This is a genomic window from Pseudomonas sp. AF32 (genome assembly GCF_022342325.2).
GTDB classification, from domain to species: Bacteria; Pseudomonadota; Gammaproteobacteria; order Pseudomonadales; family Pseudomonadaceae; genus Aquipseudomonas; species Aquipseudomonas uvaldensis.
Map to the genome: position 1 here is coordinate 130,463 of NZ_RQJK02000009.1, position 18,632 is coordinate 149,094.

General features: G+C 60.8%; 19 protein-coding genes. 4 read left to right on the forward strand and 15 right to left on the reverse strand.

Features of this window, described 5'->3' with window-relative positions:
- Positions 1 to 11: 11 nt before the first annotated feature.
- A complete protein-coding gene (locus tag EGM97_RS10930; RefSeq protein ID WP_053148065.1) occupies positions 12 to 491 on the reverse strand; it encodes an RNA pyrophosphohydrolase in 480 nt (159 codons plus the stop codon).
- 155 nt (positions 492 to 646) lie between these two features.
- Here EGM97_RS10930 and EGM97_RS10935 point away from each other — a divergent pair, with 155 nt between their 5' ends.
- Positions 647 to 1,303: a histidinol-phosphatase gene (locus EGM97_RS10935; protein WP_238962463.1), complete on the forward strand. Its 657-nt coding sequence runs from the start codon at positions 647 to 649 to the stop codon at positions 1,301 to 1,303.
- Positions 1,304 to 1,395: 92 nt separating this feature from the next.
- Here the strand turns inward: EGM97_RS10935 and EGM97_RS10940 are convergent, their stop codons facing one another.
- The gene (locus tag EGM97_RS10940; RefSeq protein ID WP_238962464.1) at positions 1,396 to 1,824 is read right to left on the reverse strand and encodes a DUF2269 domain-containing protein; all 429 of its coding nucleotides are present in this window, start codon (positions 1,822 to 1,824) and stop codon (positions 1,396 to 1,398) included.
- 38 nt (positions 1,825 to 1,862) lie between these two features.
- The gene (gene ilvA, locus EGM97_RS10945) at positions 1,863 to 3,377 is read right to left on the reverse strand and encodes a threonine ammonia-lyase, biosynthetic (protein WP_238962465.1); all 1,515 of its coding nucleotides are present in this window, start codon (positions 3,375 to 3,377) and stop codon (positions 1,863 to 1,865) included.
- Positions 3,378 to 3,513: 136 nt separating this feature from the next.
- Between ilvA and rpiA the strand changes: the two genes are divergently transcribed.
- Positions 3,514 to 4,188, forward strand: a complete 675-nt coding sequence (rpiA, locus tag EGM97_RS10950) for a ribose-5-phosphate isomerase RpiA (RefSeq protein WP_238962466.1) — start codon at positions 3,514 to 3,516, stop codon at positions 4,186 to 4,188.
- Between the two features lie 132 nt (positions 4,189 to 4,320).
- Here rpiA and EGM97_RS10955 read toward each other — a convergent pair whose 3' ends face one another.
- From EGM97_RS10955 to EGM97_RS10970, 4 genes are all read right to left on the reverse strand, one after another.
- Entirely contained in the window at positions 4,321 to 5,241 is a 921-nt protein-coding gene (locus tag EGM97_RS10955; protein WP_238962467.1) for an SdiA-regulated domain-containing protein, read from the reverse strand.
- Between the two features lie 118 nt (positions 5,242 to 5,359).
- Entirely contained in the window at positions 5,360 to 6,292 is a 933-nt protein-coding gene (locus tag EGM97_RS10960) for an SdiA-regulated domain-containing protein (protein ID WP_238962468.1), read from the reverse strand.
- A gap of 222 nt (positions 6,293 to 6,514) precedes the next feature.
- Entirely contained in the window at positions 6,515 to 7,180 is a 666-nt protein-coding gene (locus EGM97_RS10965) for a fumarylacetoacetate hydrolase family protein (protein WP_238962469.1), read from the reverse strand.
- A 43-nt stretch (positions 7,181 to 7,223) separates the two neighbouring features.
- A complete protein-coding gene (locus tag EGM97_RS10970; RefSeq protein ID WP_238962470.1) occupies positions 7,224 to 8,618 on the reverse strand; it encodes an FAD-binding oxidoreductase in 1,395 nt (464 codons plus the stop codon).
- Between the two features lie 202 nt (positions 8,619 to 8,820).
- Between EGM97_RS10970 and serA the strand changes: the two genes are divergently transcribed.
- The gene (serA, locus tag EGM97_RS10975; protein WP_053148047.1) at positions 8,821 to 10,050 is read left to right on the forward strand and encodes a phosphoglycerate dehydrogenase; all 1,230 of its coding nucleotides are present in this window, start codon (positions 8,821 to 8,823) and stop codon (positions 10,048 to 10,050) included.
- A gap of 197 nt (positions 10,051 to 10,247) precedes the next feature.
- On the opposite strand, the gene EGM97_RS10980 is transcribed toward serA, so the two are convergent.
- On the reverse strand, positions 10,248 to 10,670 hold the full coding sequence (locus tag EGM97_RS10980) for a DUF4399 domain-containing protein (RefSeq protein ID WP_238962529.1): 423 nt from the start codon (positions 10,668 to 10,670) through the stop codon (positions 10,248 to 10,250).
- 134 nt (positions 10,671 to 10,804) lie between these two features.
- Here EGM97_RS10980 and EGM97_RS10985 point away from each other — a divergent pair, with 134 nt between their 5' ends.
- Positions 10,805 to 11,371 carry a transporter substrate-binding domain-containing protein gene (locus EGM97_RS10985; RefSeq protein WP_238962471.1) on the forward strand — a complete coding sequence of 189 codons (567 nt, stop codon included), beginning with the start codon at positions 10,805 to 10,807 and terminating at the stop codon, positions 11,369 to 11,371.
- A 21-nt stretch (positions 11,372 to 11,392) separates the two neighbouring features.
- Here EGM97_RS10985 and EGM97_RS10990 read toward each other — a convergent pair whose 3' ends face one another.
- The 7 genes from EGM97_RS10990 to EGM97_RS11020 all read right to left on the reverse strand — a co-directional run bounded on the left by EGM97_RS10990 (position 11,393) and on the right by EGM97_RS11020 (position 18,630).
- A complete protein-coding gene (locus tag EGM97_RS10990) occupies positions 11,393 to 12,031 on the reverse strand; it encodes a class I SAM-dependent methyltransferase (protein WP_238962472.1) in 639 nt (212 codons plus the stop codon).
- A 173-nt stretch (positions 12,032 to 12,204) separates the two neighbouring features.
- Positions 12,205 to 12,849 (reverse strand): methionine ABC transporter permease, encoded by a 645-nt coding sequence (locus tag EGM97_RS10995; RefSeq protein ID WP_238962473.1) that lies wholly within the window; start codon positions 12,847 to 12,849, stop codon positions 12,205 to 12,207.
- Positions 12,839 to 13,963, reverse strand: a complete 1,125-nt coding sequence (locus EGM97_RS11000; RefSeq protein ID WP_238962474.1) for a methionine ABC transporter ATP-binding protein — start codon at positions 13,961 to 13,963, stop codon at positions 12,839 to 12,841. The genes EGM97_RS10995 and EGM97_RS11000 overlap by 11 nt, the downstream gene beginning before the upstream one ends.
- Positions 13,964 to 13,965: 2 nt before the next feature.
- Positions 13,966 to 14,775, reverse strand: a complete 810-nt coding sequence (locus tag EGM97_RS11005) for a MetQ/NlpA family ABC transporter substrate-binding protein (protein WP_238962475.1) — start codon at positions 14,773 to 14,775, stop codon at positions 13,966 to 13,968.
- Between the two features lie 29 nt (positions 14,776 to 14,804).
- The gene (locus EGM97_RS11010; RefSeq protein WP_238962476.1) at positions 14,805 to 16,172 is read right to left on the reverse strand and encodes an LLM class flavin-dependent oxidoreductase; all 1,368 of its coding nucleotides are present in this window, start codon (positions 16,170 to 16,172) and stop codon (positions 14,805 to 14,807) included.
- Entirely contained in the window at positions 16,172 to 17,365 is a 1,194-nt protein-coding gene (locus tag EGM97_RS11015; protein ID WP_238962477.1) for an SfnB family sulfur acquisition oxidoreductase, read from the reverse strand. The genes EGM97_RS11010 and EGM97_RS11015 overlap by 1 nt, the downstream gene beginning before the upstream one ends.
- Before the next feature lie 23 nt (positions 17,366 to 17,388).
- A complete protein-coding gene (locus EGM97_RS11020; protein WP_238962478.1) occupies positions 17,389 to 18,630 on the reverse strand; it encodes an SfnB family sulfur acquisition oxidoreductase in 1,242 nt (413 codons plus the stop codon).
- Positions 18,631 to 18,632: the final 2 nt, after the last annotated feature.

The window sequence follows — 18,632 nt, forward strand, 5'->3', positions numbered from 1 at the left end:
GAACTCCGTCGTCAGTCGCGCGTCAGCAGGCGCGGGGCAAGCTCTTTGAGGGCGCGTCGGTACACCTCGCGCTTGAATGTCACCACCTGGCCCAACGGATACCAATAACTGACCCAGCGCCAGCCATCGAATTCCGGTTTACCGGTCAAATCCATCCGCACCCGCTGCTCGTTGGAGAGCAGGCGCAGGAGAAACCATTTCTGCTTCTGGCCGATGCACAGCGGCTGGCTGTGCGTCCTGACCAGGCGTTGCGGCAAACGATAGCGCAACCAGCCACGGGTGCAGGCGAGAATTTCGACATCTTCGCGCTCCAGCCCTACTTCTTCGTTCAACTCGCGGTACAAAGCCTCTTCCGGCGTCTCCTGGGGGTTGATTCCTCCCTGGGGAAACTGCCAGGCGTCTTGATTGATACGGCGAGCCCATAGCACCTGCCCTGCATCATTCGTAAGAATGATCCCCACATTGGGTCGGAAACCATCGGGATCGATCACGGCAACAACCTCGCAAACGCATGTCGCCGCATTGTTCCACAAAGGTTGTGAAAGCAGCAACGAGCCTGACCACACTGGCCACTAGCTTATGTGCACTCGTGTGAAAAGTCCGTATTCTGGGCACCTTTCTTTAGAATTTTCAGCGAGTAACTGCAATGCGGCTGGCTTTATTCGACTTGGACAACACATTGTTGGGCGGCGACAGCGACCACGCCTGGGGCGATTACCTGTGTGAGCGGGGCTTCCTGGATGCCGTCACCTACAAGGCGCGCAACGATGAGTTCTACCAGGATTACCTGGCCGGCAAGCTCGACAACGCCGAGTACCTGAATTTTTGCCTGGAGATTCTCGGGCGCACCGAGATGCAAGTGCTGGCCCAATGGCATCTGGATTACATGCGCGACTGCATCGAGCCGATCGTGTTGCCCCAGGCCATCGAATTGCTGAAAAAACACCGCGACGCCGGCGACAAGCTGGTAATCATCACCGCCACCAACCGTTTCGTCACCGCGCCGATTGCCGAGCGCCTGGGTGTCGAGACCCTGATTGCCACCGAATGCGAAATGATCGACGGCCGCTACAGCGGACGCAGCACCGACATCCCTTGCTTTCGCGAGGGCAAGGTGACCCGTTTGAACCGCTGGCTGGAGGAAACCGGACATTCCCTGGAAGGCAGCTATTTCTATAGCGATTCGATGAACGACTTGCCGCTGCTGGAGATCGTGACCCATCCGGTGGCAGTGGATCCGGACCCGAACCTGCGGGCTGAGGCGCAGAAGCGCGGCTGGCCGGTGATCAGTCTGCGTGACTGAAACCGTCATCGCGAGCAGGCTCGCTCCCACATTGGAATGCCTTCCCCTGTGGGAGCGAGCCTGCTCGCGATGAAGTCGACTCGGTTCCAGGCCTAAACCGGCTTGGCCCCCATCAATCCCGTAATAGCGATCAGGCAAACGAAGCCGAACAGCGCCAAGGCCAAGGTAAACCTGCCGCTGCCCGCCGCTGGCAGCGTGCGCAGCTTATTCAAGCGCACCAACAACCAGAACCCCGCCAGCGCCGCCACCGTGTAGAGCACGCTGGACGCCAGCAACCAGGTTTGTCCCAACGGCCAGCCCACCAGATGCACCATCCACCAGCCAGTGAACGGCATGCTCAACAGCGCCAGGCCCATCAATAGCCAGACGAACACCCGGGGGCGTTGCAAGGTTCGGGTATGAGCCGTCGCGTCCCCACGGCGCCGGGCGCGCCAGACCCAGACGGCCAGTCCCGCCGCGCCGAACAACAGCAGCGCGGTCGCCACGATGTGGGCGACTTTGAGAGCGGTTAAGGTTTCCATCGTTCGCTTCCTTATGGCTTGCCCTTGAGCGTAGTCCCTCAGCCGAGAAACAGCTGGTACGCCGGGTTATCGCTTTCATCCCAGTATGGATAGCCGATCTCCTCAAGGGCCGCCGGCACCAGGTGGCGCTCATCGTGGGGCACTTGCAAACCGGCCACCACCCGGCCATCCGCCGCGCCATGGTTGCGGTAGTGGAACATCGAGATGTTCCAGCGCCCGCCAAGCTTGTTGAGGAAGTTGAACAGCGCTCCCGGGCGCTCGGGGAATTCGAAGCGCAGCACCACTTCGTCGATGACATGCGCCGCGTGCCCGCCCACCATGTGGCGGATGTGCAATTTGGCCAGTTCGTTATCGGTCAGGTCCAGCACCGGAAAACCTTGCTCGCTCAGACTGGCAATCAGTGCGCTGCGCGGGTCGTTTTCCGGGTGCGTCTGCACGCCGACGAAAATGTGCGCTTCGCTGCCGGTGTTGTAGCGATAGTTGAATTCGGTGATCTGGCGCTTGCCGATGGCTTCGCAGAATGCCTTGAAACTGCCCGGTTGCTCGGGGATGGTCACGGCGATGATCGCTTCGCGGCCCTCGCCCAGTTCGGCGCGTTCGGCTACGTGGCGCAGGCGGTCGAAATTCACGTTGGCACCGGAGTCGATGGCGACCAGCGTCTGGCCGCTGATGCCGCGCGATTCGACGTACTTCTTGATGCCGGCGACGCCCAACGCGCCAGCAGGTTCGGTGATCGAGCGGGTATCGTCGTAGATATCCTTTATCGCCGCGCAGATCTCGTCAGTGCTGACGGTGATGACTTCGTCTACATGGTGCTTGCAGATATCGAACGTATGCTGGCCGATCTGCGCCACGGCGACGCCGTCGGCAAACAGCCCCACGGTCGGCAATACCACGCGTTCACCCGCTGCCAAGGCCGCTTGCAGGCAATTGGAGTCATCCGGCTCGACGCCGATGATCCTGATCTCCGGTCGCAGGTATTTCACGTAGGCCGCAATGCCGGCGATCAGTCCGCCGCCGCCCACCGGGACGAAAATCGCATCCAGGCGCCCGGGGTGCTGGCGCAGGATTTCCATCGCCACCGTGCCCTGCCCGGCAATGGTGTGAGGATCGTCGTAGGGGTGAATGTAGACGTAGCCTTTTTCGTCGACCAGCTTCAAAGAATAGGCCAGGGCCTCGGGAAACGAGTCGCCATGCAAAACTACCTTGCCGCCGCGGGAGCGCACCCCTTCGACCTTGATTTCCGGCGTGGTCTTGGGCATCACGATGGTCGCTTTCACGCCCAGGACCTTGGCCGCCAGGGCCAGTCCCTGGGCATGGTTGCCCGCCGACGCCGTGACCACGCCGCGTGCACGCTCTTCATCGCTGAGCTGGGTCAGCTTGTTGTAGGCTCCGCGAATTTTGAAAGAGAACACGGGTTGAAGGTCTTCGCGTTTGAGCCAGACGCTGTTACCCAGTCGCTCGGAAAGCTGGCGGGCGGTCTGGAGCGGGGTTTCCACGGCCACGTCGTAGACGCGCGAGGTGAGGATCTTTTTGACGTACTGTTCGAGCATCGGAAAGCATCACTGGGCGGGTTGGGCAGGGCCAAGGAGTCTAACCCGGCTTTTGGCCGGGCGACCACACGAATCCCGAGGTTTTGTTGGGTTATACTCGCGCCCTCTCTACTCCCAGCCCGTTTCCGGAGCCCGCATGACCCAGGATCAACTCAAACAGGCCGTGGCCCAGGCCGCCGTCGACCTCATCCTTCCCAAGTTGGATGACAAGAGCATCGTCGGGGTCGGCACCGGCTCGACGGCCAACTGCTTCATCGACGCGCTGGCGCAGCACAATGGGGCGTTCGATGGCGCGGTCGCCAGCTCCGAAGCCACCGCCGCACGCTTGAAGGGCCACGGCATCCCGGTTTACGAGCTCAACACCGTGAGCGACCTGGAGTTCTATATCGATGGCGCCGATGAAAGCGATGCGCACCTGAACCTGATCAAGGGCGGCGGCGCAGCCCTGACGCGCGAGAAGATCGTCGCAGCCGTGGCCAAGACCTTCATCTGCATCGCCGACGCCAGCAAGCTGGTGCCAGTGCTGGGCACATTCCCGTTGCCGGTGGAAGTCATCCCGATGGCCCGCAGCCATGTGGCCCGTCAACTGGTGAAGCTGGGCGGCGACCCGGTGTATCGCGAGGGGGTGCTGACCGATAACGGCAACATCATCCTGGACGTGCATAACCTGCAGATCACCAACCCGGTGGAGCTGGAGAGCCAGATCAACGCCATCGTCGGCGTGGTCACCAACGGCCTGTTCGCCGCGCGCCCGGCGGATGTGTTGCTGCTGGGGACGGCGGAAGGGGTGAAGACCCTGCGAGCTGAATGAATCGGTGACAGTTGGTTGATACCTTTTCCTGTGGGAGCGGGCTTGCTCGCGAATGCGTCAGATCAGTCATTTACCCGTTGAATGACCCACCGCATTCGCGAGCAAGCCCGCTCCCACATGGGTTCTGGTAGTTCAAGGCTGTGGTTTCTTGAACACATAGAACAGATTCGGCTCGCTCACCACATACAGGGTGCCGTCATCGTCCATGGCGAGCCCTTCGGCCTGGGGCACGGTTTTCTGCAAGCCCTGACCGCCCTTGCTCAACGACAACGTGCTCAACGGTCGCCCGTCGATATCCAGCTCGATAATCAATCGGGATTCATCGGACAGCGCCAGCAGATGGCCGCTGCGTTCATCGTATTGCAGGCTCGATAGATCGCGTACAAACAGCCCGGCATCACGCTTGGGGTTATTGATGACGTGAACCGCATAGGACTTTTCCGGTTTATGGTGAGGAAATCCCTGCACTTCATAAATCAGCATCGGGTCGCGTTCCTTGGCCACGAACAGCCGCTTGCCCACGGAATCGTAGGCCAGTCCTTCGAAGCCCTTGTTGCCACTCATGTGCACGCCAAGGGTCATCTGTTCGGCGTCGGCCGCATCGAGGAACCGGGTGTCTTCGTCCAAATGGATCTTGATCAGGCGCTGTTGGCGTTCGTCGCTGATGACGTACGTGTTTTCACTGATGAATTCCACCGCCTCCGGATCACCAAAGCCGATCAGCGCCACACGCCGCAGGATCCTGCCATCCAGTGACAGCTCAACCAGCTCGGCATTCTTGTTGGTGACCGTGAACAGGCTTTTGCGGACCGGATCGAACGTCAGCGCCGAGACATCGTCGTTCAGCCCCTCGATGACCTGTGCTTCCACGGTCACCCGGTATTGGTCCAGGGCGATGGCTTGTTCATTGGCGGGCTGCCAGAGGGTATTGAGATTGAACCAGGCGCGCTCGAACAGGCGCAGATACTGGCCAGCCGCAATCAAGAGGATCAGAGCGGTCGCCAGCAGGATCAGGATCAGGATCAGGGGTTTGGGGCGGACAAGTCGGCGCATGGGGGTGGGCTCGGATAAGAACAGGTGGCTGGAAATACCACGACTGCCTGAACTGAAGCTTAATGGCCGTATGCCACACCCTACAACGAAGGAAGAATCGCCTTACAGAGTCAGCTGATCAGCGTTGTTTTTCGAAACGATAGAACAGGTTGGGCTCGCTGACCATGTACACGTTGCCCGCCTCATCCACCGTGACACCTTCGGCGCGGGGAATGGTGTCTTTCAATCCATTGAAGCCACCCAGCAAGGTCATGAAACTGACCTGCTCGCCTTTTTCATCCAACTCCAGCAACAGATGGGAGTCGGACGAAAGTACCAGCATATGGCCCGTCCGGGGATCGATCGCCAGCGCCGAAAGGTTGCGCAGGTCCAGTTCACTGCTGACATGGATTTGTTTGTCGCCTTTGAGCAGCTGGCTGCCATCGCTCTTCCAGGTGAACAACGCCGGCGGACGCTCTTCGCCCAATACCAGTTGCTGGTTGCCTGGATCCCAGGCCACCGCTTCGAATCCCTTGTTCTGGTTTTTTGAAGGCCCGAGGTCGTACCGAGGGAAATCGGCAATGTTCAGCTCGCGGGTATCGGTGTCGACCCGAATGATCGACAGGGTATGCGAGCGCTCGTCGGTAATGGCCAGCAGCCCGTTGCCCATGGATGTCACGCCTTCGGGGTTATCCCAACCCACCAATGGCATCTTGCGCAGTACGTCCCCCTGCAACGACAGTTCCGCCAGGAATGCATGCTTGCCCATGACGGCAAACAGGGTCTTGGTTTGCGGGTCGTAGGTCACATCGGAGGCTTCATCTTCCTCCATCCCCGGTAGCGGCTTGGCATCGATCACGGCGCGGTAGTCGGGCAGCCAGACGCTTTTCTGGCGTTGGGCGGGGCTTTGGAAATGTTCCGAAAGCCAAAGCAAACCCCGATCATCCCAATGCATCGTAAACGCCAGGCCATAAGCCGCGGCCATTGCCAGCAGTGACCAGGCATACCAGGGCAGTGCAAAACGAGAGCGGCGGACAGGTTTGACGCGGGGCAGGGCTTGGGTCTTGGCCATCGGGGGATGCGTTCCGGATGATTCGGGCTGGGAATGGTTGGCTCAGATGCCGCATTCCCCGGAATTATCCGGATGGCATGTGAAAAAAACGGTAAAACTCGGTTTGGAAACTTCTGTTGTGGGAGCGGGCTTGCTCGCGAAGACGGCGGTAGACTCAACACTCATGTTGATCGTTATGCCGTCTTCGCGAGCAAGCCCGCTCCCACAGGCGACCGCGGAGCTTCAGCGGACGCTGCTTTCGAAGCGGCTCGCGCCTGGCAATTCCAGCACCAGTTCATCCCCCACATTCAACGGGCCGACGCCCGCCGGGGTGCCGGTGAGGATCACGTCGCCGGCCTGTAGCGAGAAGCAGCCGGCCATGTACTGGATCATCGGCACGATGGGGTTGAGCATCAGGCTGCTGTTGCCGTCCTGGCGCACTTCACCGTTGATGGTCAGGCGCACGGGAATGTCGGTCAGGTCAGCGAAGGTTGCGTTCGATACGAAGGGGGCGATCACCGCCGCGCCGTCGAAGGACTTGGCGACTTCCCACGGCAGGCCCTTGGCCTTGAGTTCGGCCTGTTTGTCCCGAAGGGTCAGGTCCAGCGCCGGGGCGAAGCCGGAGATGGCGTCCAGCACTTCTTCGACACTGGGCCGGGTCGACAATGGCTTGCCGATCAGTACGGCGATTTCAGCTTCGTAATGCACCGAGCCGCGCTCTACAGGAATGCTGAAACCGCCCTCCAGCGGCACCACGCAGCTGCCTGGCTTGATGAACAGCAAGGGTTCGGTGGGCACCGGGTTATCCAGTTCCTTGGCGTGCTCGGCGTAGTTGCGGCCGATGCAAACGACTTTCCCGACTGGAAAATGGATGCGGGTACCGTCGACGTACTGGTGCTGATAACTCATTACCGACTCCTTTTTCCTGGAATTCATCAGGTGTTCATACACATCAAATCGCGAAAATCTTGCCTGGATTCATGATGCCGTTCGGATCGAATACAGCCTTGATGGCTTTCATGTATTCAATCTCCGCTGGCGAGCGACTGTAGGTCAGGTAATCGCGCTTGGTCATCCCCACGCCGTGTTCGGCGGAAATCGAGCCGTTGTACTTCTCGACGATTTCAAAAACCCATTTGTTCACCGTTGCGCACCTGGCGAAAAACTCGTTCTTGCTCAGGTTGTCCGGCTTGAGGATGTTCAGGTGCAGGTTACCGTCGCCGATGTGACCGTACCAGACGACTTCGAAATCCGGATAGTGCTGGCTGACGATCCCGTCTATTTCCCGCAGAAACGCCGGGACTTTTGAAACCGTCACCGAGATGTCGTTCTTGTACGGGGTCCAGTGGGAAATGGTTTCCGAAATGTACTCGCGCAATTTCCACAGGTTCTGCAGCTGGGTTTCGCTCTGGCTCATCACGCCGTCCAGTACCCAGCCCTGTTCCACGCAGTGCTCGAAGGTTTCCAGGGCCTGGTTGGCGACTGCTTCGGTGGTGGCTTCGAATTCCAGCAAGGCGTAGAAGGGGCATTGGGTTTCGAACGGCGCCGGCACGTCGCCACGGCCAAGGATTTTGGCCAGGGCCTTGTCGGAAAAGAATTCGAACGCGGTCAGGTCGAGTTTGCCCTGAAAGGCATGGAGCACCGGCATGATCGAGTCGAAATCCGGCGTGCCGAGCACCATGGCCGTCAGATTTCTCGGCGCCCGGTCCAGGCGCAGGGTGGCTTCGACCACGAAACCGAGGGTGCCTTCGGCACCGATGAACAACTGCCGCAGGTCATAACCGGTGGCGTTCTTGATCAGGTCCTTGTTCAGTTCCAGCAGGTCGCCCTTGCCGGTCACGACCTTTATCCCGGCGACCCAGTTACGGGTCATGCCGTAGCGAATGACCTTGATCCCGCCGGCATTGGTGCCGATATTACCGCCAATCTGGCTCGAACCGGCTGAGGCGAAGTCTACCGGGTAATACAGCCCGTGTTCCTCGGCCGTGTTCTGCAGCTGTTCGGTGATCACCCCGGGCTGGCAGACGGCGGTGCGATCGGTGAGGTTGACGTCGAGAATCTGGTTCATGTAGTCGAACGACACCACCACCTCACCGTTGGCCGCCACTGCCGCGGCGGAAAGACCGGTGCGTCCGCCCGATGGCACCAGAGCGATCCGGTGTTGGTTGGCCCAGCGCACGATGGCCTGGACCTGTTCAATGGTTTTGGGGAAAACGATGGCCGCCGGCGCCGGAGCAAAGTGCTTGGTCCAATCCTTGCCATAGGTTTCCAGGGCGTTGGCATCGGTCAGGACCTTGCCGGGTTCGACCAGGGTCTTCAGCTCTTCTATCAGGACAGGATGGGTCATCGACAGAACTCTCGAACAATTCATGGTCACCCTGAGAACGCCTCATGTCGCAGAATGAGTGTTTACAGGTCGCATATGCTAGCATACCGCCCCCGTGGAACAGTGCCGAAGGGCGTTCTGCGGCGACGGCGGTCACGCCGGTCGGGCCAGCATCGAGCTGTCCGATTCCCTGCCATTTTTTCCGGGACACAGGTTTACGCAGATGAGCAAGACTTCTCTCGATAAGAGCAAGATCAGGTTCCTTCTCCTCGAAGGCGTCCACCAATCGGCTGTCGACGTCCTCAAGTCGGCGGGCTACACCAGTATCGAGTACATCACCAGTTCTCTGCCGGAAGCCCAGCTCAAGGAAAAGATCGCCGATGCTCACTTCATCGGCATTCGCTCCCGTACCCAATTGACCGAAGAGATCTTCGACCACGCCAAGAAACTGGTGGCGGTTGGCTGCTTCTGCATCGGTACCAACCAGGTTGACCTCGACGCGGCCCGTGAGCGCGGCATCGCGGTGTTCAACGCGCCGTACTCCAACACCCGTTCCGTTGCCGAACTGGTGCTGGCCGAAGCGATCCTGCTGCTGCGCGGCATTCCCGAGAAAAACGCTTCCTGCCACCGTGGTGGCTGGATCAAGAGCGCGGCCAACTCCTTCGAGATCCGTGGCAAGAAGCTGGGCATCGTCGGCTACGGTTCGATCGGTACCCAACTGTCGGTCCTGGCCGAAGGCCTGGGCATGCAGGTGTTCTTCTACGACACCGTGACCAAGCTGCCATTGGGCAACGCCACCCAGGTCAATGACCTGCATGAGCTGCTGGGCATGTCCGATATCGTGACCTTGCACGTTCCGGAAACCCCGGCGACCCAGTGGATGATCGGCGAGAAAGAAATCCGCGCCATCAAGAAGGGCGGGATCCTGATCAACGCCGCGCGGGGCACGGTGGTCAAGCTCGAGGCCCTGGCCGAAGCGATCAAGGACAAGCACCTGATCGGCGCCGCCATCGACGTGTTCCCGGTGGAACCGCGTTCCAACGACGATATCTTCGAAAGCCCGCTGCGTGGCCTGGACAACGTGATCCTGACCCCTCACATCGGCGGCTCCACCGCTGAAGCCCAGGCCAACATCGGCCTGGAAGTGGCGGAAAAACTGGTCAAGTACAGCGACAACGGTACGTCGGTATCGTCGGTGAACTTCCCGGAAGTGGCCCTGCCGGCGCACCCTGGCAAGCATCGTCTGCTGCACATCCACGAGAACATTCCAGGCGTGATGAGCGAGATCAACAAGGTCTTCGCGGAGAACGGCATCAACATCTCCGGTCAGTTCCTGCAGACCAACGAGAAAGTCGGTTACGTGGTGATCGACGTCGATGCCGAATACTCGGACCTGGCGCAAGAGAAGTTGCAGCACGTCAATGGCACGATTCGTTGCCGAGTGCTGTTCTGACAAACAGCGCTGATGTGTGGATTGCAGTAAAAAACGGGAGCCCGTAGGGGCTCCCGTTTTTTTTTACTGGCACACATGGAGCTCGTGGGAGCGGGCTTGCTCGCGAATAGGCCGCTACATTCAACGAATAGGTTGGCTTATGCACCGCATTCGCGAGCAAGCCCGCTCCCACAGGGGACTTGTGCGTAAGAGCTGGGTTATTTCACGTTTACCGTGATCTTCTTGGAAACAATGGGTGGATCGAACGGCATATGCCCGAAATCGCCCAGCTCCAACTGCAAGGTGTGCTTGCCCGGTGTCAGCTTGATGGTGGCCTCGGTTTGCGCTTTGCCGAAGTGCATATGGTTGGCATCGGTTGGAATCGGTGCGCCCGCGGGGGGAAGTTTGTCGACATCGATCAGCAAGTGGTGATGCCCGGTATTCATGGTCATATCGCCCGCCGGGGCCAGGGCGATCTCCTTGACGCCGAACCTGACCTTGAATTCCTGCGGGACGGTGGCCCCGTCTTCCGGGGAAACGATGAACACTTCTGCGCCTTTGGGGGCAGGGGTTGCCGTCGCCAGCATCGATGTCCCTAACAACAGGCCGGCCAACACGGCACGTGACATAAAGCTTTTCATTTTTTTCTCCTGTTTTTTCCATGAAATCCGCAGGGTCGTGACAACTTCATGACCATTCGTTGTCGAAGCCTGCGACAACCATAGCAAAGCGAGCCTGAAACGAGCGTCGCTTGTACAAATACCAAGGAGTGACCATGCGTTTGTTGCCTGGCCTGATTTGCCTGCTACCCCTTCTGAGCCCGTTGGCCCATGCCGAACTGATCGATGACGTCAACGACCGTGGCGAACTGCGCATTGCCCTCGAGGCCAATACCGCTCCATTCAACTTCAAGGAGGACGGCAAACTCACCGGCTTTGAAGTGGAACTGGGTCAGATGCTGGCCGGTGAGCTGGATGTGCGCGCCGACTTCGTGGTCACCGATGCCGCGGACATGTTGACCGGTGTGGAAAGCGGCAAATACGACGTCGCCATCAACCACATAGCAATGACCCCGGAACTGGCGGAACGTTTCGACACCAGCGCCACGTATATCCAGCCGGATGCTCAAATGTTCGCTAGCCAGGATGACGCGCAACGTCCCATGGTGCTGACGCAGTCTTTCCAGGCGCAGGAAAAGCATGGACCGGCACCAAGCCTGGTGATTCCGTTCCAGAAGGGCAACCCGGCGTTCAAGGCCAGCCTGGACAATGCCCTGACGCGCATCAAGGATGACGGTCGGCTGGAGCAGTTGTCGCAGAAATGGTTGGGCAAGCAGGAATGACAGCGCAGAGGGCCTGGCCTGTCACGCCTGGCCTCGGCTTTTACGCCAGACACTTGCCAGCCAAGGCTGTTGCTCCCGCGGCAGCCCAGTCGGCCGGTAGTAGTGCTCCAGTTCCACGAAACCGGCTTCACCCAGTAACGCACGCCAGGCCGTGAGGTCGTGGTAGGCACCAAAACGCTGGCCGTTCCAGCCCTCCTGGTTTTCGCCCCGGGGGTTGGAGCTGAAGAGCACACCGCCGGGCTTGAGCGTAGCGTGTAATTGCTTGAGTACCCTGGGCAGTTCCTGGACGGGAACATGGAACAGCACGGCGTTGGCGAAGATCCCGTCGAAACGTTCGTTTGGCAGGTCGAGTTTCAGGAAGTCCTGCTGCCAGACCTCGCACCCGCTGTCCTGCCGTGCCATGCGGACAAACGCTTGCGAGCCGTCGAGACCGACCGCGACATGGCCCAGTTGCGTGAACGTTCGCAGGTCCCGTCCGGGCCCGCAGCCGAAGTCGAGGATTCGAAACGGGCCCTGGCCTTGGATATGTCGCAGCAACGCATCGATGTTCTGGCTGACATCGTGGTCACGGGTACCCTCTCGAAAGCTTTCGGCGACCGCGTTGTAGTTGTCCAGGGTCGTGCTGGTAATGGCTTGCAGGTCTTCGGGGGTGTGTTTCATGGGGATTGGCTTGGGTGGGGAAGGTTGGACTGACTATACCGCAGCCGCCTATCGCGAGCAGGCTCGCTCCCACGAGGGGCCTGCGTCTTTCGCAGAACCCTTGTGGGAGCGAGCCTGCTCGCGATTACGGTAGATCGGCCAATGGAGCGTTGACCCTGGCGCTATCGCCCGCCTCAGCGCTTGTTCAACCCCCGCGCCAACCGGTCTCCGCCCAGCTGGATCACCGCCACCAGAGCCACCAGCAGCACGATGACCGTGAGCATGATCTGGCTGTCGAAGCGCTGATAGCCATAGCGGTAAGCGATGTCTCCCAGGCCACCGGCCCCAATGGCGCCGGCCATGGCCGAGGAGTTGATCATGGTCACCAGGGTGATGGTAAACCCGCCGACGATGCCTGGCAGCGCTTCGGGCAGCAGCACATGCCAGACGATATGCCAGCGCCGGCAGCCCATGGCCTGAGCGGCCTCGATCAGGCCATGATCGACTTCCCGCAGGCTGACTTCGGCAATACGGGCGAAGAACGGCGTGGCGGCGATGGTCAATGGCACCACGGCGGCCCACACCCCGTAGGTGGTGCCGACGACCAAGCGTGTGAACGGAATCAGCGCCACCATCAGGATCAGGAACGGTATCGAGCGGAACAGGTTCACGAACGCACCCAGGGCGCGATTCAGGGCTGGCGCCTCGTAGATCCCGCCCTTGCCGCTGGTGACCAGGATCACCGCCAGCGGAATCCCGGCCAGCAAAGCGATCAGCGACGACACACCCACCATCAGGAATGTGTCGATAAAGCCCTGCAGCAGGCGATCAAACCACATAACCCAGCACCTCCACCCGTTGCGCCCAATGCCCGGCCCGTTCGCGCAGTTCTTCCGCACCCGATGACGAGCCGCTGACTGCCAACAATAATTGCCCCAGCCCATGGCCCTGGATCCGTTCGATGCCACCCTGCAGCAACCGCACCCTTCCGCCGAGGGCGCTGAACAAGGCCGCGAGATCCGGCTCATCCTGTGCCGTGCCGGTGAATTGCAAACGCAACACGGTCGCGGCGTCCGCCGATGCCGGCTGCGCTTGCAGGCGGCTCTGCAATTCTTCAGGCAGTGCATGCTGCAGCGGTGCCAGCAGTGTCTGGCTGACCTCGTGTTGCGGATTGCCAAACACTTGCCAAACCGGCCCTTGTTCGACGATCCGCCCTTGCTCGAGCACCACCACCCGGTCGCACACTTCGCGAATCACTGCCATCTCATGGGTGATCAACACAATGGTCAGGCCCAGCCGCTGGTTGATTTCGCGTAGCAGGCCGAGGATCGATTGAGTGGTTTCCGGATCCAGGGCCGAGGTGGCTTCGTCGCACAGCAGGATTTGCGGGTCATGCACCAGCGCCCTGGCGATGCCGACGCGCTGTTTCTGGCCGCCCGAGAGCTGCGCCGGGTAAGCCTCGTGCTTGCCTTGCAGGCCGACCAATTCAAGCAACTCACGGACTTTGCGCTGACGCTGCTCCTTCGGCACACCGGCCACCTTCAACGGCAGTTCGACGTTCTGCCACACGGTTTTGGCCGACATCAGGTTGAAGTGCTGGAAGATCATGCCGATACGCCGGCGCAGCTCCACCAGCCGGTTTTCATCGAACCCGCCGATGTCCACTTGATCGATCAGCACCCGCCCGCTGGTGGGTTGTTCGAGGCGGTTGATGGTGCGGATCAGCGACGATTTACCGGCTCCGCTGCGACCGATGATGCCGAAGACCTCGCCGCGTTGGATCGCCAGGTCGATACCTTGTAGTGCCGCCACCGGGCCCTGGCTGCCGTTGTAGGTCTTGCCCAGGCCGATGAAGCGGATGTGAGCGCGATTCAAGTGCGGATGCAGCTCGGTACGTTCGGCGCTCTGCAGCGCAGGTACTTCAGGTCGGAGTCGAGCGTTGACGGCGTTCATGGTCAGCCTTCCCAACCGGCCTGATAGAGCTTGCCATGGGCCTTATCCAAGGCGGCGCGCACCGCTGGGGAGTGTTGATAGATATCGACGAACTTGATCAGCCGCGGGTCGTTCTTGCTCTTGGGCTGGATCACGAACTGGATGACGTATTCCTTATGGTCGAGACCGTCGAACAGCAGGGCGGAGGTGGCATCGAAGGTATTCGCCAGGCGGATGTAGGCGGGGTAGCCCTGCACCAGGTCGGCGTCTTCATAAGCGCGCACCAGTTGCACGGCTTCGACCTGCAGGATCCTCAGCTTCTTCGGGTTGGCTACGATGTCATCTTCGGTGGCCTTGTAGCCCACGCCCGGCTTGAGCGTGATCAACCCGGCCTTGGCCAGCAGTTGCAGGCCTCGCCCGCTGTTGATCGGGTCGTTGGCAATGGCGACGCTCGCACCTTCGGGCAGCTCTGCGAAGCTTTTGTACTTTTTCGAATAGAGGCCGACGTTGTTGATGATCCCAGGCGCGAATGGCACCAGATCGAACCCGGCGGCGGCCTTGGCGTTTTCCAGGAACGGGATGTGCTGGAAGTAGTTCACGTCGATATCGCCTGAAGCCAGGCTGACGTTGGGCGCGATCCAGTCGCTGAACTCCACCAACTCGACCTTCAGGCCTTGCTTGTCGGCCTCTGCCACGGCGGCTTCCAGGGGGATGGCGAATGCGGCGGTGGTGCCGATTTTCAATGGCGCATCGGCGGCAAACAGGGCCGAGCTGAACAGGCCGAAGGCCAGGGCCAATGCTCTGACTGGCAAAGAGAGGGAGTGCTGGGTCATGGTTTTTTCCAGTCGATGATTAAATGGGTTCATAGGCCTTTGTGGCGATAGTTCGCGCCAGTGTGTCGCGCCGGCAGATGCGCCTCGGCGTGAAACAGCTTTTCCCGCAGAGTGCCGCTGGCGTATTCGGTCTTGTACGAGCCGCGTCGCTGCAGTTCAGGGACCACCAGATCGATGAAGTCCACATAGCTCTGGGGTGTCACGATGCGGGTCAGGTTGAAACCGTCGAGACCGGTTTCGGCGATCCAGGATTCCAGCTCATCGGCCACTTGGGCTGGCGAGCCGACCACCGTGATGTAGCGACCGCCCAACGCGTGTTGTTCCAGCAGCCGGCGTCGGGTCCAGTCGTTGTTTTGCAGGATCCGGGTAGCGGACTGGATGGCGTTGCTCTTCACGTACTGGATCGGTTCGTCCAGTTCGTATTGTGAAAAATCGATGCCGGTTGACGCGGAGAAATGCGCCACCCCGGCTTCGGCGCTGGCATAGCCGAGGTACTCGGCATGCTTGGCCCAGGCGTGCGCTTCGGTCTCGCCGACGATCACGTTCAGCCCCATGAATACTTTGATGTCCGCCGGATCGCGCCCGGCCTGGACGGCGCTGGCGCGGACCTTGTCCACCTGGCTTCGGGTAGCCGCCTTGTTCTGGCCGCTGATGAACACGCACTCGGCATGACGCCCTGCAAACACCAGACCGCGCTCCGAACTGCCAGCCTGGAACAACACCGGCGTGCGCTGGGGCGAGGGCTCGCAGAGGTGGTAGCCCTCGACCTGATAGAACTCGCCCTGGTGATGGACTTTGTGCACTTTCTCTGGCTGCGCATAGATCCGTCGCTGGCGGTCGTTGAGCACCGCGTCGTTTTCCCAACTGCCCTCCCAGAGTTTGTAGAGCACTTGCAGATACTCGTCGGCCTGGTCGTAGCGGCGGTCATGTTCGACCTGAGCCGTCAGGCCCATGGCCTTGGCCGCGCTGTCCAGGTAGCCCGTGACGATGTTCCAGCCGACCCGACCGCGACTCAGGTGATCGAGGGTGCTCATGCGCCGGGCAAACAGGTACGGTGGCTCATAGGTCAGGTTGGCCGTGAGGCCGAAACCGAGGTTGCGGGTGACGGCTGCCATCGCCGAGACCAGCAGCAACGGATCGTTGACCGGCAATTGGATCGACTCTTTCAGCGTGACGTCCACCGATTGCTGGTACACGTCGTAAACCCCGACCACATCGGCGATGAACAAGCCATCGAACAGCCCGCGCTCCAGCAGTTGCGCCAATCCGGTCCAGTATTCGAGGGTGTTGTACTGGGTCGACGTATCCTGGGGATGAGTCCACAAGCCGTGATTGATATGCCCGATGCAATTCATGTTGAAGGCGTTGAGCAGGATTTTTTTCTTGCCCTGGGCCATCAGATGGTCCCCCGTAGCGGCGGCTTCTCATCGTTGAGATAGAAGTTACCCACGGCGTGATATTTCCAGCGCACCGGGTCATGCAAGGTGTGCACCCGAGCGTTGCGCCAGTGGCGATCGAGGCCGTGTTCGGCCAGGGTCGCCTGGCTGCCGGCCAGTTCGAACAGGGTAGAACTGGTGGCCAGCGACACCTGCGTGCTGATGGCCCGTGCTTCGGCCACGGCAATCGAGGCCGCTGCGACTGTTTCGGCGTTCGTGTCGGCCTGGGCCCGGTCGAGAAACTCGCCGGCGCGTTCGAGCAAGGCCTCGGCGGCGTGCAGGTGACTGCTCAAGCGGCCGAAGCTCTTGAGCGTGAGCGGGTCCTCGGTGGCGATGTCGCTGGTGGCGTCGATCCAGGGCCGCGTCCGGGTGCGGACAAAGTGTAGGGCATCCTCGTAAGCGGCGCGGGCGATACCGGTGTCGATTGCCGCATGGAGAATCTGTGCCAGCGGGCCTACCGGTGTGGGGCGTTCGAAGGCGCTCTGGAACGGCACGATGTCCTCGGCAGCGACCTGGACATCCTCGAACACCACCGAACCGCTACCGGTGGTGCGCTGGCCGAAACCGCTCCAATCGTCGATGACTGTCAGGCCTTTGCTGCCGCGCGGGACGAACGCGAGTTGTTGCACGCCGTTTTCATCCACCACCGACGTAGGGATGCGCTGGGCGTAAATCGCTCCCGTGGCGTAGAACTTGCGGCCGTTGATGCGATAGTCATCGCCGTCACGGCGCAGTTGGGTGGTGCGCTCGTGGGCGGTCCGGGTACCGAGTTCCGCCAGGGCATTGCCAAACCGCTGCCCGACCAGCACTTCGGCGTACAGGCGTTGTTTCTGTGCGTCGCTGCCGTTTACCCGCAGGACTTCCAATGCATAGAAATGATTCTGTGGAATCTGCCCGAGGGAACCGTCGGCCTGGGCGATCAGTGCAACGACCTTGGCCAGTGTGACGTTGGAAACGCCCGCGCCGCCATAAGGCTTGGGCACGCTGATGCCCCACAGGCCGGAGCGGGAAAACGCCTCCAGCTCCGGGTAAGGCAGGCGGCGTTCGCGATCGCGCAGTGCGCTGTCGCGTTTGAAGTCCTCGGCCAGGTCGCTGGCGACGATCAGGGCTTGTTCATCGCTGGTGATCACCGCGACGTGTTGGGAAAGCGTCATATGCTGCTCCAGAGGTCGGGTCGTCAGATCCAGGAATGCCGGGCCGGCAAGGTGCCGTTCAGGTGGTAGGCACCGATTGCGTGGTACTTCCAGCGCACCGGGTCGTGCAGGGTATGGACCCGTGCGTTGCGCCAGTGACGATCGAGGTTGAATTCGGCGAGGGTGGCGCGGCTGCCGGCCAGCTCGAACAGCTTTTCGCTGGCCTGCAGGGCGATTTCGGTGCTGAGCACCTTGGCTTCAGCCACGGCGATCGAGGCACGGGCGGCGGATTGCGCAGTGATGGGGGCTGCGCTGACCTGGTCCAGCACCTGGCCGGCTTTGCGCAACAACGCTTCGGCGGCGTGCAGGTCGATTTTCAGTTTGCCGATGTCTGCGATCACATACGGATCGTCGCTGGCCCGCTCGACCTTGGCGTCGATCCACGGACGAGACCGCTCGCGCACGAAAGCGATGGCATCATCGATGGCGCCACGGGCGATGCCCACATCAATGGCGGCCTGGATCAGTTGTGAAATGGCGCCTTGTACGTTGGGGGTTTCGTTGATGCGCCAGTTGTCCAGCACCAGCTCGGCATCGACCCGCACGTTGTTCAGCAACACGGTACCGCTGGCCGTGGTGCGTTGGCCGAAGCCCGACCAGTCGTCGACGATCCGCAGGCCCGGCGTGCCGCGCCGCACGAACGCCAACACTTGGCGGCCTTCGTCATTCAGCGCCTTGACCGCCACCCAATGGGCGAACAGCGCGCCGGTCGAATAAAATTTCTGCCCGTTGATGACATAGCCGTCACCGTCAGCGGTGATGCGTGCCTTGAGTTCAAGGGTATTGCGCACGCCACGTTCGGGCCCGGCATTGCCGATGCGCCATCCCGCGAGCACGCTTTGCAACAGGATTTCTTTCTGTCGTTCGGTGCCGGTGCCGAGGATCAACTGAAGCACGCCGAACTGGTTCTGCGGAATCTGCCCGAGGGCCGGGTCGGCGGCGGAGATGATCGCGAATACATCGGCAAGGGTGACGAACGAGACTTGTGGGCCGCCGTACTCACGAGGAATTGCAATGCTGCCCAGCCCGCTGCGCGTGAACTGTTCAATCTCTGCCCAGGGCAGTTTGCGCTGTTGATCGCGTCGCGCAGCCTGTTGACGGGCAACCTCTGCCAGCGCGTGGGCCGCCTTGATGGCTTCAGCGTCGCTGCGCAGCACCTGGGCGGGCAGCAGCAGCGGCGCGACATCCAGGTCGCTCTGGACTTTTGCTTGGGCCAGATCAGACATCA

Bases quoted from the DNA above. Each gene is read 5' to 3' on its own strand.
- EGM97_RS10935 (WP_238962463.1), top strand. From the start codon at position 647: ATGCGGCTGGCTTTATTCGACTTGGACAACACATTGTTGGGCGGCGAC.
- EGM97_RS10940 (WP_238962464.1), bottom strand. From the start codon at position 1,824: ATGGAAACCTTAACCGCTCTCAAAGTCGCCCACATCGTGGCGACCGCG.
- ilvA (WP_238962465.1), bottom strand. From the start codon at position 3,377: ATGCTCGAACAGTACGTCAAAAAGATCCTCACCTCGCGCGTCTACGAC.
- rpiA (WP_238962466.1), top strand. From the start codon at position 3,514: ATGACCCAGGATCAACTCAAACAGGCCGTGGCCCAGGCCGCCGTCGAC.
- EGM97_RS10955 (WP_238962467.1), bottom strand. From the start codon at position 5,241: ATGCGCCGACTTGTCCGCCCCAAACCCCTGATCCTGATCCTGATCCTG.
- EGM97_RS10960 (WP_238962468.1), bottom strand. From the start codon at position 6,292: ATGGCCAAGACCCAAGCCCTGCCCCGCGTCAAACCTGTCCGCCGCTCT.
- EGM97_RS10965 (WP_238962469.1), bottom strand. From the start codon at position 7,180: ATGAGTTATCAGCACCAGTACGTCGACGGTACCCGCATCCATTTTCCA.
- EGM97_RS10970 (WP_238962470.1), bottom strand. From the start codon at position 8,618: ATGACCCATCCTGTCCTGATAGAAGAGCTGAAGACCCTGGTCGAACCC.
- serA (WP_053148047.1), top strand. From the start codon at position 8,821: ATGAGCAAGACTTCTCTCGATAAGAGCAAGATCAGGTTCCTTCTCCTC.
- EGM97_RS10980 (WP_238962529.1), bottom strand. From the start codon at position 10,670: ATGAAAAGCTTTATGTCACGTGCCGTGTTGGCCGGCCTGTTGTTAGGG.
- EGM97_RS10985 (WP_238962471.1), top strand. From the start codon at position 10,805: ATGCGTTTGTTGCCTGGCCTGATTTGCCTGCTACCCCTTCTGAGCCCG.
- EGM97_RS10990 (WP_238962472.1), bottom strand. From the start codon at position 12,031: ATGAAACACACCCCCGAAGACCTGCAAGCCATTACCAGCACGACCCTG.
- EGM97_RS10995 (WP_238962473.1), bottom strand. From the start codon at position 12,849: ATGTGGTTTGATCGCCTGCTGCAGGGCTTTATCGACACATTCCTGATG.
- EGM97_RS11000 (WP_238962474.1), bottom strand. From the start codon at position 13,963: ATGAACGCCGTCAACGCTCGACTCCGACCTGAAGTACCTGCGCTGCAG.
- EGM97_RS11005 (WP_238962475.1), bottom strand. From the start codon at position 14,775: ATGACCCAGCACTCCCTCTCTTTGCCAGTCAGAGCATTGGCCCTGGCC.
- EGM97_RS11010 (WP_238962476.1), bottom strand. From the start codon at position 16,172: ATGGCCCAGGGCAAGAAAAAAATCCTGCTCAACGCCTTCAACATGAAT.
- EGM97_RS11015 (WP_238962477.1), bottom strand. From the start codon at position 17,365: ATGACGCTTTCCCAACACGTCGCGGTGATCACCAGCGATGAACAAGCC.
- EGM97_RS11020 (WP_238962478.1), bottom strand. From the start codon at position 18,630: ATGTCTGATCTGGCCCAAGCAAAAGTCCAGAGCGACCTGGATGTCGCG.